This is a genomic window from Terrabacter sp. NPDC080008 (assembly GCF_040702505.1).
Taxonomy (GTDB): Bacteria; Actinomycetota; Actinomycetes; order Actinomycetales; family Dermatophilaceae; genus Terrabacter.
The window spans coordinates 196,602-212,014 of sequence record NZ_JBFBLC010000005.1; the positions used below are offsets into that span (position 1 = coordinate 196,602).

Sequence of the window (15,413 nt, forward strand, 5' to 3'; positions counted from 1 at the left end):
TGGCGCCCGTGAGCGACGCGCACCCGAACGACCTCCAGAGCCACCCCGTCCTCGTCGTCGACTTCGGCGCGCAGTACGCCCAGCTGATCGCCCGGCGGGTCCGCGAGGCGCAGATCTACAGCGAGGTCGTGCCGCACTCGATGCCGGTCGCCGACCTGCTCGCGAAGGAGCCGGCGGCGATCATCCTCTCCGGCGGCCCGAGCTCGGTCTACGACGACGGCGCCCCCCGCCTCGACCCGGCGCTCCTTACGGCCGGTGTCCCTGTCTTCGGCATGTGCTACGGCTTCCAGTCGATGGCCCAGGCGCTCGGCGGCACCGTCGCGCGCACCGGCTCCCGCGAGTACGGCAAGACCGGCGCGTCCATCGGTGACGTCGACTCGACGCTCTTCGCCGGGCAGCCGACGAGCCAGGTCGTGTGGATGTCGCACGGCGACTCGGTCACCGAGGCGCCCGAGGGCTTCCGGGTCACCGCGACGACCGCCGGTACGCCGGTGGCCGCCTTCGAGGACGACGAGCGCCGCCTCTACGGCGTGCAGTGGCACCCCGAGGTGCTGCACTCGGAGCAGGGCCAGCGGGTGCTCGAGAACTTCCTGTGGAAGGGCGCGCGCATCAGCGCCGACTGGACGCCCGGGCACGTCGTCGAGGAGCTCGTGGCGACGATCCGCGAGCAGGTCGGCGAGGACCGTGTGCTGTGCGCCCTCTCCGGCGGGGTCGACTCCTCGGTCGCGGCGGCCCTGGTGCAGAAGGCGATCGGCGACCAGCTGACGTGTGTCTTCGTCGACCACGGCCTGCTCCGCGAGGGCGAGGCCGAACAGGTCGAGAAGGACTTCGTCGAGGCCACAGGGGTCGACCTCGTCGTGGTCGACGCGCGAGAGCGGTTCCTCGAGGCGCTCGCCGGCGTCACCGACCCCGAGGCCAAGCGCAAGATCATCGGCGAGCAGTTCATTCGCGTCTTCGAGCAGGCGGCGCGCGACGTCGTCCACGACCGCGGCGACGAGGAGCACCCCGTCAAGTGGCTCGTCCAGGGCACGCTCTACCCCGACGTCGTCGAGTCCGGCGGCGGTGAGGGCGCAGCCAACATCAAGAGCCACCACAACGTCGGCGGCCTGCCCGACGACCTCCAGTTCTCCCTCATCGAGCCGCTGCGCACCCTCTTCAAGGACGAGGTGCGCCAGGTGGGCCTCGAGCTCGGCGTGCCCGAGGTCATCGTGTGGCGCCAGCCGTTCCCCGGCCCCGGCCTCGGCATCCGCATCATCGGGGCCGTCGACGCCGAGCGCCTCGCGATCCTCCGGCGGGCCGACGCGATCGCCCGTGAGGAGCTGACGAAGGCCGGTCTCGACCGCGACATCTGGCAGTGCCCGGTCGTGCTGCTCGCCGACGTCCGGTCGGTGGGTGTCCAGGGCGACGGCCGCACGTACGGCCACCCCGTCGTGCTGCGGCCGGTCGCCTCCGAGGACGCGATGACGGCCGACTGGGCCCGGGTGCCCTACGACGTGCTGGCCACCATCTCGACGCGCATCACCAACGAGGTCGAAGAGGTCAACCGCGTGGTGCTCGACGTCACGAGCAAGCCGCCGGGCACCATCGAGTGGGAGTGAGGCCGCCGGTCGGCGGTCGCCCGCGCGAGGTCGCGGGGCCGGGCCCCGGGGAACAGTTGCCCGGGCCGGGACGATCAGCGCTCGGGCTCCCCGTGGCGCTCCTGCTGGCCGTGGGGCTCGTCGTGGTGACGACCAGCGTGGTCGTGGGCGGTCCGACCGTGCGGGTCGACGACGTGGTCAAAAACCTGACGCCGGGCCAGGACGCCGGTCCCGGCGCGCTGGGGCTGCTCGCCCTCGTCGTCGTCGACATCGCCACCCCGGCCCTGTGCGTGGCCCTCGTCGCAGCGTTCGCCGTCGCCCTGGCCCTGCTCCAGCGGCGCTGGGCGCCCGTGCTCCTCGCCGCCCCGGCGCTGGCCCTGCTCACGGGCACGGTGCTGCTCGGCAAGGCGGTCATCCCACGGGGCGGGCCCATCAGCCCCGAGATCATCGGCGGCCTCGGCTCCTACCCCTCGGGACACACCGCGACGGCGCTGGTCTGCGCGGGTGTCGTGGCCGAGCTCGTCTCCCGCCTGCACCCGCGCCGGCGCAGGCTGGCGTGGTCGCTCGCCGTGGCCTGGACGCTCGTGGTCGCCGCGTCCCTGGTGTGGCTGCACTTCCACTGGCTCAGCGACGTGGTGGGCTCGATGTTCCTCGGGTCGTTGCTGCTGTGGCTGCTCCTGCGCTGGCCGCTGCGCCTCGGCGCGCGTGTCGCGCAGCCGTGGCGGGACGGAGGCCCGATCCCGGGCCGTTAGGGTTGTCGCCATGTGTGGAATCGCGGGCTACCACGGGTTCGAGGCCGACGAGGCTCTCCTGCGGCGGATGAACGACTGCCAGAGGCACCGGGGCCCCGATGGTGACGGCGTCTTCGTCGACGGGCTCGGGGGCCTGGCCCACCGGCGCCTGTCGATCATCGACGTCGCGCACGGCCAGCAGCCGATGCAGACCAGGGACGGCCGCTTCACCATCGCCTACAACGGCGAGGTCTACAACTACCTCGACCTGCGCAGCGAGCTCGAGGGCCTCGGCTGCACGTTCGAGACCGACAGCGACACCGAGGTCGTCCTCGAGGCCTTCGCGGCGTGGGGCGTGCAGGCGTTCGACCGGTTCAACGGCATGTTCGGCATCGCGATCTGGGACTCCGAGAAGCAGGAGCTGACGCTCGCGCGCGACCACTTCGGCATCAAGCCGCTCTACGTCTGCCGCGTCCCCGGCGCCGGCAAGGACGGCGCCGACGCGTGGCTCTACGCCAGCGAGATCAAGCCGATCCTGGCCAGCGGGCACTACGAGAAGCGGCCCAACGACCGCACGATCTACCGGTACCTGCGGTTCCGCATCCACGAGGACGGCCGCGAGACCTTCTTCGACGGCATCGAGCGCCTCGAGGCCGGCGAGGTCATGACGATCTCCGCTCAGGGCGTCGAGCGGCGCCCGTTCACGCGCCTGCGAGAGGAGCTCGCCGAGCTCGCCAAGGAGCAGCGCCCCTACGACGAGGCGGCCGCGGCCGAGTACAAGTCGCGCCTCATCGAGGCCGTGCGCCTGCGCCTGCAGTCCGAGGTGCCCGTGGGCACGTCCCTCTCCGGGGGCCTCGACAGCTCGGCCGTCGCGGTCATCATCAACCGCCTCATCAACGAGGGCGACACCACCACCGAGTCGGTGGGCACGCAGCAGAACACCTTCTCGGCCGTCTTCCCCAACTCGGTCAACGACGAGGAGCGCTACGTCGACGACGTCCTCGACATCTGCCGCGGCCACGTCGCCGGCCACAAGATCAAGCCGACGCCCTCCGAGTTCAAGGAGGACCTCGTCGACTTCGTGCGCACCCAGGAGGAGCCGCTCATCAGCAGCGGCCCCTACGCGCAGTACCAGGTGATGCGCGAGGCCACCAAGCACGTGACGGTCCTGCTCGACGGCCAGGGTGCCGACGAGATGATGGCCGGCTACATCCCGTACTACTTCGTCTACCTGCGCCAGCTGCGTGCCGAGGGTGCCCGCAAGGCGGCGGCCGAGCTCAGCAAGTCGCTCGACGTGCTCTACCGCCTCGGCCGGTTCAAGCTCAAGGCCAAGCTCCGCGGTCGCAAGGACGTGCCGACCACCTCGCTGCTCGGGCGTGAGTTCGTCGCCGCGCACTCCGGCGAGCGCTACACGACCGAGAGCTCCAACCTCAAGAAGCGCCTCATCGAGGACCTCTTCGTCGGCTCGCTGCCGTCGCTGCTGCGCTACGAGGACAAGAACACCATGCGCTTCTCGCTCGAGGGGCGCGTGCCGTTCCTCGACAAGGAGGTCGTGAAGTTCATCTTCAGCCTCTCCGACGAGGCGATCATCAAGGACGGCTGGAACAAGCGGGTCCTGCGCGACGCGACCCGCGACCTGCTGCCCGAGTCGATCAACCGGCGCCGCAACAAGATCGGCTTCACCACGCCGCAGGGCGAGTGGTTCATGCGCTTGAAGAACCACCTCTACGGCGTCTTCCTGTCCGAGTCGTTCGCCAACCGGCCCTACTTCGACCAGACCGCCGTGCTGCACGCGTTCGAGGGCTGGATCAAGGGCACCAACGACGTCGACTCGATGACGTTCTGGCGCCTGCTCAACCTCGAGCTGTGGCTCCAGGAGTTCTTCGACGACAAGCCCGAGGCCGTGGAGGCGCCGCGCGTCAAGACGGACTACGAGCCGAACGCCCGCAAGGAGCTCGACCTCGTCACGAGCGACGGCACGGCCGTGCGCCGCTACCCGCTGCGCACCGACCTCTTCGCCCGCGAGGACGACCTCGACGCCAAGGCCCTCGGCTACGTCGAGCGTTTCTTCGCGGGGCTGCCGGAGGCGGGTGCCGAGCACGCCGCAGCGACCACGGGGAAGTGGTATTTCTTCATCTCCGAGAAGATCGTGGCCATCACGCAGGGCCGCTCCTACTTCATCTGGGACATCAAGGTCTCCCGCCCGGCGCGCGTCCTGTCCCGCTACGTCACGCGCACGCCGGCGGGCATCGGCCTGGGCTCGCCGTTCACGATGCAGCTGGCCATCGAGGAGGTCGGCCTGCCCCGCGTGCTCTACGCCTCCGCTGGCGGCGCCGTCGGCAAGGTCCTCGGCCGCAAGGGCCTCTTCTACGAGCTCGTCGGCAACGACATCCGCGCCATCGACGGCCCCACCGAGTACTCCGTCTATCCGGCCAACGTCTCGGCGAAGCTCGCGCCCAAGGACCCCGACCAGGTGGCCGCGCGCCTGTCCGCGGCGATCCGCGCGCGGGTGCCCGAGGCATACCGCAGCACCTTCGGCGGCACGGTCGTCATGGACGCGAACGACATCGGCCGCAACGTCCTCGGCATGGACGCGCCGGGCCCCAAGGAGCGTTACGAGGCGATGTTCGCCGACAACCCCCTGGGCCAGGGCTCCGAGCAGACCCCCATGGCCATCGTCTTCGAGAAGACCACCACCCCCTGACGCACACCTCTCTTCTTCAATCGTCGAGAGGCCACGTGTGGCCCCTCTCCACCCGTCGAGAGGACACGTGTGGCCCATCCTGACCCGTCGAGAGGTCATGGTCACCGGGGTCGTATGCCCGGTACTGGCCTCCCGGGACCGCGCGCGTCCGGCGTAGGCCCGCCGTCATCCGACGGGTGGCTGGGCCGGCGGTGTGGCGGTGGCCGGGACGAGCGAAAGCGCGTCCTGCTCCTCCTGGCTGTTGTGCAGGCGGCAGACGGCGTAGAGACCGTAGAGCAGCCGGCGCAGCTCCGTGACGTCCTCGGGGGCCACGTGGTCGGGTTCGATGCCCTCGAGCAGGCGACGCAGGCGGGAAACCTGGTGCTCGATCTCGGCGTGGGCGCGGCGCATCGTCGTGGCAGCCGAGGGGCCGAGGGCCCGAGCGACCAGCGGCATCAGCTCCTCCTCGTCGGCGCGCTCATGGGGACCAGCTCGCCCTCGAGGCGGTAGAGGAGTGCCTGCACGGGCTCGAGCCGGCAGTTGCGCGTGTGCAGGCCGTCGGCGACCGTCCGGATCTGCTCGACGGCCGGGATGATGCGTTCGTGCCCGTCGCGCAGCCTGCGCGCGGTGGCGAGGTCCTCGGGCGACAGGGCGACCGTGTGCAGGCGGCTCGGGAGCAGGGCCCGCAGGGCGATGCCGATGGCGAGCACGTCGATGCCCTCCTGGAGCACCGCTCCGGCGGCGGACGGCAGGAAGCTGGCGGCCGCGACGAGCATGGCGACCAGCGAGAGGCCCATCCCGACGACGACCGCCTGCAGCGCGATGCGGCGCGACCGCCGCGCGATGATCATGGCGTCGGCGAGGGCATCGATCCGGTCGACGGTGAGCACGATGTCCGCCGCCTCGGACGACGCGGTGGCTCCTCGCGCCGCCAGGGCGACGCCCACCCCGGCGGCGGCGAGGGCGGGCGCGTCGTTGACCCCGTCGCCGACCATGATCGTGCGCGCTGTAGCCGACTCGTCCTGGATGGCCGCCAGCTTGTCGGCGGGGTCGCGGTCACCGAGCACCGTGTCGACGCCGACGATGCGCCCGACGGTCTCCGCGATGTCGGCACGGTCGCCGGTCACCAGGACGGTCCGCCGGATCTCGGCCTCGCGCAGAGCCGCAACCATGCGCGGTGCGTCAGCCCGGACCGGGTCCTCTAGCAGGAAGGCGCCGGCCGGGCGGTCGTGGACGGCGACGAAGACGGTGAGGCACCCGTCGAGGGCGGCGCGGCGGCGCACCTGTCGCAGCCACGCCGGCTCTGTGGTCCCGACGATCCATCGCGCCTTGCCCAAGCGCACCAGGGTCCCGCGGACGCGGCCCTCGAGGCCGTAGCCGTGCACCTCCCGCACCTCGGTCGGCAGCTCGAGGTGCAGGCCTCGGGCCCGGGCAGCGCCCACGAGGGCGCTGGCGAGCGGATGCGGCGAGACCTGGTCGAGCGAGGCCGCGAGCCGGAGCACCTCTGTGGCGTCCGGTGCCTCCGGCGCGACGACGACCGACGTGAGCTCGGGCCGCCCGTGCGTCGGCGTGCCGGTCTTGTCGAAGAGCACGACCTCCCCGGCGGCCAGCGCCTCGAGGGCCGCGCCGCCCTTGACCACCACCCCGATCCGTGAGGCGCGGGACAGCCCCGACATGATCGCGACGGGGGCGGCGAGCAGCAGGGGGCATGGCGTCGCAACGACGAGGACCGCGACCGCCCTGAGCGGACCGCCGCCGAGAGCCCAGGCGATGGCCGCGACGGCCAGGGTGAGCGGCACGAAGAGGACGGCATACCGGTCGGCCGTGCGCACGAAGGGCGCTGAGGTGGCGGCCGCCTGCTCGACGAGACGCACCACGTTGGCGTAGGTCGAGGCTGCCGCAGAGGAGGTGGCGACGAGGTCGACCGGTGGACCGGCGTTGACCACGCCGCTGCGCACGTCGTCGCCGGTCGGACGCTCGACCGGCATCGGCTCACCCGTCAGCGCCGACTCGTCGAAGGTCGCTGGGCCGAGCAGCCGCCCGTCGACGGGGACGACCTCGCCCGTGCCGACGACGAGGACGTCTCCCGCCACCACCTCCTCGGCGGGTATGCCGTCGACGCGGTCGCCGTGGCGCCGCCGGGCCGTGCGTGGCGTGCGTTCGACGAGCAGGCGCAGCTCCCGGTCGGCCCGAGCCGCTGCCCGCTCCTCGAGCAGACGCCCCGTCGCCAGCATCACGGTCACCATGGCGCCGGCGAACTCCTCGCCGACCCAGAGAGCGCCGGCCAGGGCCAGGGCCGCGATGACGTCGACGCTCGGGCGCCGGTCGACGACGGAGCGGACGGTCCACACGAGGGACAGGACGAGCCCGAGCACCGTCGCGGCGACCCACAGCGCCTGCGAGAACCGCTCGGCTCCGGCGAGGGCGGCCACGCCGCCGCCGACGAGGAGCAGGGCCGACGTGACGAAGAAGACCGCCGCGGAGCGGCGTTGCCACCAGGTCACACCCCCATTGTCGGGCGCGAGCCGGCTCCGGTCGGCGGTTCGGGAGCGGGCTCACACCGAAGCCTTCTCGGCCGCCGGGAGGGGCCAGATGTGGCCTCTCGACGGGTGGGGAGGGGCCGTTCGTGGCCTCTCGACGGTTGAGGGGGAGGGGAGGCGGGGGGGTCAGGGGAGGTCGGCGAAGACGTCGCGGCGGATCGGCGACCCGGGTGGCAGCGACCGGTCGACGAACCACTCGCGCCCGAAGACGAGGTCGTAGAGCGGGCGCGGGATGCGCAGGAACGCCGCCAGCGTCCGGTCGGCGTCGCCGTCCGCGCTGGCCTGCGAGGCGTGGGCGCGCATGGCGGCGCGCTTGGCGGCGATGTGGCGCCGCACGCTGATCCGGTGTGTGATCTCGCTGCGCGCCGAGAAGGCCCGGTCGAAGCTCGACCGGTCGAACTCGGGAGGGAAGCGGTAGACCTTGGCGGCCACGTCGATGGCCCGGCAGATGGCGTCGCGGGGAACGGTCGCCTCGAGCACTCGCGGGGTGCCGGCCAGCTCGGCCGCGCGCCGCCCGACGACGTGGACCTGCTTGTGGTCGGGGTGGCCGTAGCCGCCGTTGGGCTCGTAGTGCAGCAGCACGTCGACCTGCTCCTCGCGCAGGATCGCGGCCAGTCGGGCCGCTGCCTCCTCGACGTCGGCGCGGACGAACCGGGTGGTGCCCGGAGGGTCGGGTGCGATCTCCGGCCCGAGCCCGCTGTCGGCGTAGCCGAGGTGCTCGATGCGCGCGACGCCGAGGGCCCGGGCGCTGGCATCCAGCTCCTCCATCCGCGTCGCCGCCAGCGTGCGGGGAGACGCGCCGTCAGCAGTGAACTCGCTTGCAGCGAGGCCCAGCTCGCCGTCGGTGGCGACCACGACGATGACGCGGTGCCCCTCCGCGGCGGCGCGGGCCATCGTTCCCGAGGTCAGCAGGGCCTCGTCGTCCGGGTGGGCGTGGAAGGCGAGCAGCGTGTGGGGCACAGTCACCCATCTTGGCCCATGGCACAGTGTCTTCCGTGAAGGTGGCGCTGCTCTCGGACTGTTACCTGCCCAGGCTGGGCGGGATCGAGGTGCAGACGCACGACCTCGCCCAGCACCTCAGGCGGGTCGGTCACGAGGTCGAGGTGTTCACCGCGACGCGCGGCCCGGGTGGCGAGATGCACGGCGACCTCACGGTCGTCGACGGCGTGCCCGTGCACCGGCTGGCCGCGCGCATCCCGGGTGAGCTGCCCATCAACCCGTTCGCGCCGGCGGAGCTGCGGCGCCGCCTCGTCGCCGGCGGCTTCGACGTGGCGCACGTGCAGACCGGCGTCGTCTCCCCGTTCGCCTGGGACGCCACGCGCGTCACCCTCGGCATCGGGCTGCCGACCGCGATGACGTGGCACTGCATGCTCGCCGGGGTGGCGCCGGCCTTCCGCGCGGCGGGATTCGTGCGGCGCTGGGCGGCGAAGGGCGTCGCCATGTCCGCGGTCTCCGAGGTCGCTGCGGCTCCGCTGCGCCGCCTGCTGGGGCCGACCCGGGCGGTGGGGGTGCTGCCCAACGGCATCGACGTCGCGCGGTGGGCTGCCGGGACGGTGGATCGCGAGCCAGGTCCCCTCCGACTCGTCACGGCGATGCGGCTCGCGGCGCGCAAGCGACCCGCCGCGCTCGTCGGCCTCGTGGCGGAGGCGGCCCGCGCCGCCGGCCCCGGCTCGGTCGAGCTGACGATCCTCGGCGAGGGACCCGATCGGCGCAAGGTGGAGTCCCTGGTGCGCAGGGGCGGACTCGACTGGGTGTCGCTGCCGGGACGGGTGTCCCGCGACGAGCTGCGGTGCAGGTACGCCGCCGCCGACGTCTACCTGTCACCCGCGCGTCTCGAGTCGTTCGGGATCGCAGCCCTCGAGGCCCGGACGGTGGGCCTGCCGGTCATCGGCCGGGCCGGTTCCGGCATCACCGAGTTCGTCGTCGACGGCGTCAACGGCCTTGTCGTGTCGAGTGACTCGCAGATGGCCGACGCGATCGCCGGACTGGCGACCGACCCCGGGAAGGTGGCCCGCATGCGCGCCTGGAACGTCTCGCACCGACCGCCGCAGGACTGGCCGAACGTCGCCGCCCTCGCCGTCGAGGAGTACGAGCGCGCGATGGGTCTGGTGCGCCGATGAGGACCAACGTGCCGGGAGGGCTTCGGGTCGTCGCGCTGACGGCGGGCGGTGCCCGCGTGGGCGACGCGCCACTGGGCCACGGTGAGCACCCGGACGACGTCCTGGCCGAGGCGGGCTGGCTCGCCGAGTCGCCCGCCTTCGCGGCCGTGCGCGACGACGGGGCGCTCGAGCTCGGCTACCACGTGCGTGCGCTGGACGGCATACGCCCTCGGGCGGGGGAGGCGCGGGTCGTGCAGCGCGACCCGGATGTCGGCGACGACGAGGTGGGCGAGCCCTACCAGCGGGTGGCCGCCTATGCCGTCGTCAGGAGCGAGCGCGGCCTGCTGCTCACCCAGTTCAACTCGCAGACGCACGTCGCCGGCGACTGGGGCCTGCCCGGTGGGGGCCTCGAGGAGGGCGAGTCGCCGGTCGAGGGCGTGCACCGCGAGGTGTGGGAGGAGACGGGGCAGCGGATCGAGCTCGGCGCGCTGGCGGTCGTGCAGTCGCAGCACTGGGTCGGCCGTGCGCCGTCAGGGGGCCTCGAGGACTTCCACGCGGTCCGGATCGTCTATGCCGCAACGTGTCCCGAACCTACGGACGTCGTCATCCACGACGTCGGCGGCACGACCTCGGACGCCCGGTGGGTGCCCGCCGGCCGCCTCGCGGACTACCGGCTGGCCACCTCCTGGCGTGGTCTGGAGCTCCTCGACGAGGCTGCCGGTCGGCGGCCCGGGGCCGGCTGAGTTGTCGCGCGAGGGCACGGACGGGCCGATGTACGACGCTCCGTAGGATGTCGGCCATGGACCTCGTCTACAACCTCCTCGTCGCCCTCCACCTGCTCGGCATGGCCGCGGTCGTGGGCGGCTGGATCGCCGTCCGGTCGGGCCGGACCGTCGTCGCGCCGATCCTCTGGGGAGCCCGGGCCCAGCTGGTCACCGGGCTGGCGCTCGTCGGCATCGCGTCGGCGATCAAGGACGACGAGCACCACGTCAACAACACCAAGATCGCCGTCAAGCTCGTCATCGCGCTCGTCGTGGTCGCAGCCGCTGAGATCGGCGCCGCGCGCGGGCGCCGTGGGCGCGACACCGGCAAGCTGCTCGACGTCGCCGGTGGCGGTGCGGTCGTCAACGTGCTCGTCGCTGCGCTCTGGTGACGACGGCCGCACTCCCGCAAGGGTACTGAGATGCACTGGGACGCAGGCGTTCTCGCCGGTCTGCTCATCGGCCTGGTCTGGGTGGTCGCGGGCGTCACGCTCGTCGTGCTGGGCCGGCACCGCCGTCGCGTCTCCCGCGCCGACGGGGCCGGCAACATGGCCGTCATCGGCTTCTTCCTCCTGGCGGTCGCCGGCCTGACGTGGTTCGCGACGCTGATGCTCGCCGTCGTGCCCGCCTAGCCGTCCCCAGCGGTCCTACCCCACGGTGAATCGCGCGCCGAGCGCGATCACCGGTGGCACCGCAGCCGAGGTGACGAAGCGGGTGACCCGGTGCACGATGCCGGTGTCGGGGTCCCACCCCATGACCCACGTGCCGCCCGGGGCGACCGAGAGGTAGAGCACCTCGTGTCGCACGTCCAGCCCAGCACCGTGCAGCAGGCCGGGTCGCGAGGCTGCTCCTCGCCGAAGACGAGCATGCGCTCGTAGCCGAGCCGGTTCGTCGCCACGATGGCGGTGCGCGGGGCGACGGCCTGCAGTCGCGGCCCCTCTCCGGGACGCAGCTCGAACGCGGACGCGAACTGCGCCGCGTCCGACACCGTGTCGCCGAGCGGATGGGTCTGCGGCCAGCCGACCGGGACGGCACGCGCGGAGACGTCGGGGGAGTGCTCGTCGAGGACCGTCCTGCCGGCCTCGAGCCGGAACTCGCGCGCCCCGGGACGACGTGGTGGGTCCGGCCCCGGCCAGCGTGTGGAGAGCCCGGGCGACCACGTGCCCTCCGCCGATCCCGCCCGCAGGTAGCCGCCGAGCCAGCCGGCCCACTGCAGGTCCGGTGCCGGGATGGGGACCGTGTGGGCCGTCCGGCTCCCGACGTCCACGACCACGACACCACCCGGCTGGGGGAACGCCAGCGCGGTCTTGTCGGCGGAGAACGCCCAGACGTCGAGCGGTGGGCGCGGCAGGCCCGCGCCGACACGCAGGCCCACCAGCGACACGGTGTCGAGGCTGAAGAGCCTGCCGTCGCCCCAGACCACCACCGGCACCCACCGCCCCGGTGAGCGCTCCTCGAGGTAGACGGCGTCACCGAGCGCCTCCAGCCCGCTCGGCCGGTGGCTGCTCGCGTACTCGTGCGGACGGCTCGGGTCGATGACCGGCGCGAGACCCGTGTCGAGCCACGGCTGGCTCGGCTCGGTGCCCGCGGGTGGTGCGACGACGTACGGGAGCCCGTCGGGGGTCGTGTGCCAGACCGCCTCGGCGGCCTGCGGGACGGGCGTCAGCGCCGCCGCCGGCACCCGGGCGTCGGCCGCCCCGGTCAAACTCGTCAGGCTGGTCAGGCTCGTCGGACCGGTGACCCGGATGCTGACCGGCCCGCGGGCGCCGGCCCAGGCGCCCGCCACGCCCAGCCCCGCGACCGCGACGGCGGACAGCACCCGGCGCCGGGACGTCGAGCGCTGCAGCAGCGCCTGCTGCCAGGCACGGTCAGCCAGGTCGACCTCGCGCACCGCGGCGCTCGACTCCTCCAGCAGGGTCCGCACCTCCGCGACGCTGCTCGCGCTCGCGGCCGAGTCGTCGGGAGCCGCCGGGCCCAAAGCGGTGGCCGCCCGCGCCAGCTGCTGCCGCCCGTCCCTCTCGGCCTGCGCCACCCGGCGCCCGCTGACTCCGAGCGCGTCCGCGGTCTCCTCCACCGACCGACCCTCGAGGAAGCGGAGCACGAGGACCGCCCGCTCCCGGGGCGGCAGCGCGGACAGCGGCGAGGGCCACGCCGTGCCGCCATCGGCCCGGGCGAGCTCCTCGGCCACCGCGACCGCCTCGCGGTGCACCCGTGACCGGACGAACGCCTCGGGCGGGACCTGGCGCAGGCGTGCCCACCGCCGCGCGAGGGCGGTGAGGACGCGCAGGGTGACCTGCTCGGCGTGGCGGGCGTCGCCGGTGACCAGCACGGCGCCGCGGAGCAGCTCCAGCTGCCGTCCACGCACCCAGCCGGCGAAGTCGGCGTCCAGTCCACGCATACGCCCTCCTCTTCCAAGGATGGACGCGATCGAGCCCGGCGCCCAGCCCCCGCCGAGGTCGTATGCCGGGTGCTACGCCCGCTCGAACGCCAGGTCCCCGCCCACCCAGGTCTGGAGCACGACCGTGTCGCGGATCTCGGCCGGCGCCGAGTCCTCGAGGGCCCACACGTCGCGGTCGACCGCGACGAGGTCGGCGAGCTGGCCGGGCACGAGGCGGCCGACGTCGGTGCGCCCGACGGACTCGTGCGCGGCCACCGTGAAGGCGTGGACGGCCTCGGTCAGGGTGATCCGCTCCTCGGCCCGCCAGCCGCCGAACGGGTGGCCGTCGGCGCGCTGGCGGGTGACGGCGGCGTGGAGCCCGTAGAAGGGGTTGGGGTCCTCGACGGGGGCGTCCGAGCCGAACGCGACCTGCACGTGCGCGTCGAGGAAGGTGCGCCACGCGTACGAGGCCAGCCGACGCGGGCCGATGATCTCGTCGGCGAGGTCGAGGTCCGCGGTGCAGTGGGTGGGCTGCATCGAGGCCACGACGTCGAGCGTCCGGAAGCGGGGAACGTCGACGGGGCGCACGTGCTGGGCGTGCTCGATCCGCAGCAGCGTCTCGAGCCCCTCGCCGCGGACCACCTCGAAGCTGTCGAGCACGAGGCGGTTGGCCTCGTCGCCGATGGCGTGGGTGACGACGTCGAGCCCCGACCGGGCCGCGAGCAGGGTTCGCTCGAGCAGCACGTCGTAGGGCATGGCGGCGATGCCGCAGCCCTCGTGACCGACGAACGGCTCGGTCATGTGCGCCGTGTGCGAGCCGAGCGCGCCGTCGCTGAAGAACTTGACCGGACCGACCCGGAAGACGCCGTCGCCCTGCCCCGAGCGCCGGCCCTCGGCGACGGCGAGCTCCAGGTCGCCGTCGCGGGTGCACTTGGTGACGCGCAGCCGCAGCGCCCCGTCCGCGTGCATCGCGGCGTAGGCGGCTCGCGCATCCTCGCCGTCGATGTCGGTGATGCTCGTCAGGCCGACGGAGAGCAGCCACTCCTGGCACCGTTCCAGCCAGGGCCGCAGGGGTGACTCCTCGTGCGGGATGGCCTGGAGCAGGTCCTGCGCCGACTCGCGCAGGATGCCGGTGGGCTCGCCCGACTCGTCGCGGTCGATCTCGCCGCCGACGGGGTCCGGGGTGTCGCGGGTGATGCCGGCCAGGCGCAGGGCCAGGGAGTTGGCCCAGATGGTGTGGCCGTCGACGCTGGAGAGGGCCGCCACGCGGTCGGGGGCGACGAGGTCGAGGGCGTGCCGGTCCGGCTGGCGGGGCACGCGCCACCGGTTGTGGTTCCAGCGGCCGCTGTGCAGCCACTCGCCCTCGGGCAGCGTCTCGGCGTGCGCGCGGACCAGCTCGAGCGTCTCCTCGAGGGAGCCGGCCTCGCGCAGGTCGACCGACGACAGGTCGCGCGAGAGCCACTCGGTGTGGATGTGGGCGTCGTGCAGTCCCGGCATGACCAGTGCGCCGGGCAGGTCGACGACGGTGGCCCCGACGCCCGACTCCCTCGCATCGTCGCCGAGCGCCACGACGACGCCGTCCTCGACGAGCAGGGCGTCGGTCCAGGGCCGGGCCGCGTCGCCGGTGCGGATGCGGTCGTGCCGGAAGAGCGTCCGGGTCATGCGCCGGGGACCAGGATGAGCTTGCCGGTCGTCTTGCGTCCCTCGAGGGCCTCGTACGCCGCAGCGGCCTCCTCGAGCGGGTAGCGGCCGCCGACGTCGATCTTCAGCGAGCCGTCGGCGATGGCGCCGAGCACCTCGCCGGCGCGCCACTCGTACTCCTCGCGTTCGGCGACGTAGTGGGCGAGCGTCGGCCGGGTGAGGAAGAGCGATCCGCTGCTGTTGAGCCGCTGGATGTCGAAGGGCGGCACCTGGCCGCTCGCCCCGCCGAAGAGGACCATCATCCCCCGCGGGCGCAGGGAGGCGAGCGAGGCGTCGAAGGTGGCCTTGCCCACCCCGTCGTACGCGACGTCGACGCCGCGACCGGCAGCCTCGCGGACCGCTCCGGCGAGGTCGTCGACGGTCTCGTAGTTGATGAGGTACTGCGCGCCGAGCGCCCTTGCGATCTCGAGCTTCTCGTCGGAGCCGGCCGTGGCGACGACGGTGGCGCCCCGGGCGGTGACCATCTGGACGAGCAGCTGCCCGACCCCGCCCGCCGCGGCGTGCACGAGGGCGACGTCACCGGGCCCTACGGCATACGTGCTCGTGACGAGGTAGTGGGCCGTCAGGCCCTGCAGCATGGCGGCGGCGGCCACCTCGAGGTCGACGCCGTCGGGAACGGGGACGACGAGACGGGCGGGCTTGTTGACGAGCGTCGACTCGCTCCCGCTGGACTGGCACCACGCGACCCGGTCGCCGACGGAGAGGCCCTCGACCCCCGGGCCGACGGCCGTGACGGTGCCGGCACCCTCCTCGCCGAGGACGAACGGCGTCTGCACCGGGTAGACGCCCTGGCGCTTGTACACGTCGATGAAGTTGACGCCGGCCGCCGCCACCTCGACCTGGACCTCGCCGTCAGCGGGGTCGGGCAGGTCGTGCTCGCGTACCTGCAGGACGCTGCGGTCGCCGGGCTCGGAGACGAAGACGCTGGTCGCTCGGTTCATGCT

At 73.2% G+C, this 15,413-nt stretch carries 13 protein-coding genes; 7 read left to right on the plus strand and 6 right to left on the minus strand.

Going from position 1 to position 15,413, the window contains the following annotated elements; translation table 11 throughout:
* Window positions 1-8 precede the first annotated feature (8 nt).
* The 3 genes from guaA to asnB all read left to right on the plus strand — a co-directional run bounded on the left by guaA (window position 9) and on the right by asnB (window position 5,012).
* Window positions 9-1,598, plus strand: a complete 1,590-nt coding sequence (guaA, locus tag AB0316_RS15515) for a glutamine-hydrolyzing GMP synthase (RefSeq protein WP_366273936.1) — start codon at window positions 9-11, stop codon at window positions 1,596-1,598.
* Between the two features lie 92 nt (window positions 1,599-1,690).
* Window positions 1,691-2,329, plus strand: coding sequence for a phosphatase PAP2 family protein (locus tag AB0316_RS15520; protein ID WP_366273937.1), 639 nt, complete (start codon window positions 1,691-1,693; stop codon window positions 2,327-2,329).
* 10 nt (window positions 2,330-2,339) lie between these two features.
* Window positions 2,340-5,012 carry an asparagine synthase (glutamine-hydrolyzing) gene (gene asnB, locus AB0316_RS15525; RefSeq protein ID WP_366273938.1) on the plus strand — a complete coding sequence of 891 codons (2,673 nt, stop codon included), beginning with the start codon at window positions 2,340-2,342 and terminating at the stop codon, window positions 5,010-5,012.
* Between the two features lie 165 nt (window positions 5,013-5,177).
* On the opposite strand, the gene AB0316_RS15530 is transcribed toward asnB, so the two are convergent.
* The 3 genes from AB0316_RS15530 to AB0316_RS15540 all read right to left on the minus strand — a co-directional run bounded on the left by AB0316_RS15530 (window position 5,178) and on the right by AB0316_RS15540 (window position 8,491).
* Complete coding sequence (locus AB0316_RS15530) at window positions 5,178-5,447, minus strand: hemerythrin domain-containing protein (RefSeq protein ID WP_366273939.1); 270 nt, start codon at window positions 5,445-5,447, stop codon at window positions 5,178-5,180.
* Window positions 5,447-7,495 (minus strand): heavy metal translocating P-type ATPase, encoded by a 2,049-nt coding sequence (locus AB0316_RS15535; RefSeq protein ID WP_366273940.1) that lies wholly within the window; start codon window positions 7,493-7,495, stop codon window positions 5,447-5,449. The genes AB0316_RS15530 and AB0316_RS15535 overlap by 1 nt, the downstream gene beginning before the upstream one ends.
* Window positions 7,496-7,657: 162 nt before the next feature.
* Window positions 7,658-8,491 (minus strand): PIG-L family deacetylase, encoded by an 834-nt coding sequence (locus tag AB0316_RS15540; protein WP_366273941.1) that lies wholly within the window; start codon window positions 8,489-8,491, stop codon window positions 7,658-7,660.
* Between the two features lie 35 nt (window positions 8,492-8,526).
* Between AB0316_RS15540 and AB0316_RS15545 the strand changes: the two genes are divergently transcribed.
* Genes AB0316_RS15545 through AB0316_RS15560 form a run of 4 tightly spaced genes read left to right on the plus strand, consistent with a single transcriptional unit; the run spans window position 8,527 to window position 11,023 of the window.
* A complete protein-coding gene (locus AB0316_RS15545; RefSeq protein ID WP_366273942.1) occupies window positions 8,527-9,651 on the plus strand; it encodes a glycosyltransferase family 4 protein in 1,125 nt (374 codons plus the stop codon).
* Window positions 9,648-10,373, plus strand: a complete 726-nt coding sequence (locus tag AB0316_RS15550; RefSeq protein ID WP_366273943.1) for an NUDIX domain-containing protein — start codon at window positions 9,648-9,650, stop codon at window positions 10,371-10,373. The genes AB0316_RS15545 and AB0316_RS15550 overlap by 4 nt, the downstream gene beginning before the upstream one ends.
* 56 nt (window positions 10,374-10,429) lie before the next feature.
* Window positions 10,430-10,783, plus strand: coding sequence for a hypothetical protein (locus tag AB0316_RS15555; protein ID WP_366273944.1), 354 nt, complete (start codon window positions 10,430-10,432; stop codon window positions 10,781-10,783).
* Window positions 10,784-10,813: 30 nt separating this feature from the next.
* The gene (locus tag AB0316_RS15560) at window positions 10,814-11,023 is read left to right on the plus strand and encodes a hypothetical protein (protein WP_366273945.1); all 210 of its coding nucleotides are present in this window, start codon (window positions 10,814-10,816) and stop codon (window positions 11,021-11,023) included.
* A gap of 47 nt (window positions 11,024-11,070) precedes the next feature.
* Here AB0316_RS15560 and AB0316_RS15565 read toward each other — a convergent pair whose 3' ends face one another.
* The 3 genes from AB0316_RS15565 to AB0316_RS15575 all read right to left on the minus strand — a co-directional run bounded on the left by AB0316_RS15565 (window position 11,071) and on the right by AB0316_RS15575 (window position 15,410).
* A complete protein-coding gene (locus AB0316_RS15565) occupies window positions 11,071-12,789 on the minus strand; it encodes a sigma factor-like helix-turn-helix DNA-binding protein (RefSeq protein ID WP_366273946.1) in 1,719 nt (572 codons plus the stop codon).
* A gap of 72 nt (window positions 12,790-12,861) precedes the next feature.
* Entirely contained in the window at window positions 12,862-14,430 is a 1,569-nt protein-coding gene (locus tag AB0316_RS15570) for an amidohydrolase (protein WP_366273947.1), read from the minus strand.
* Window positions 14,427-15,410, minus strand: coding sequence for a quinone oxidoreductase (locus tag AB0316_RS15575; RefSeq protein ID WP_366273948.1), 984 nt, complete (start codon window positions 15,408-15,410; stop codon window positions 14,427-14,429). The genes AB0316_RS15570 and AB0316_RS15575 overlap by 4 nt, the downstream gene beginning before the upstream one ends.
* Window positions 15,411-15,413: the final 3 nt, after the last annotated feature.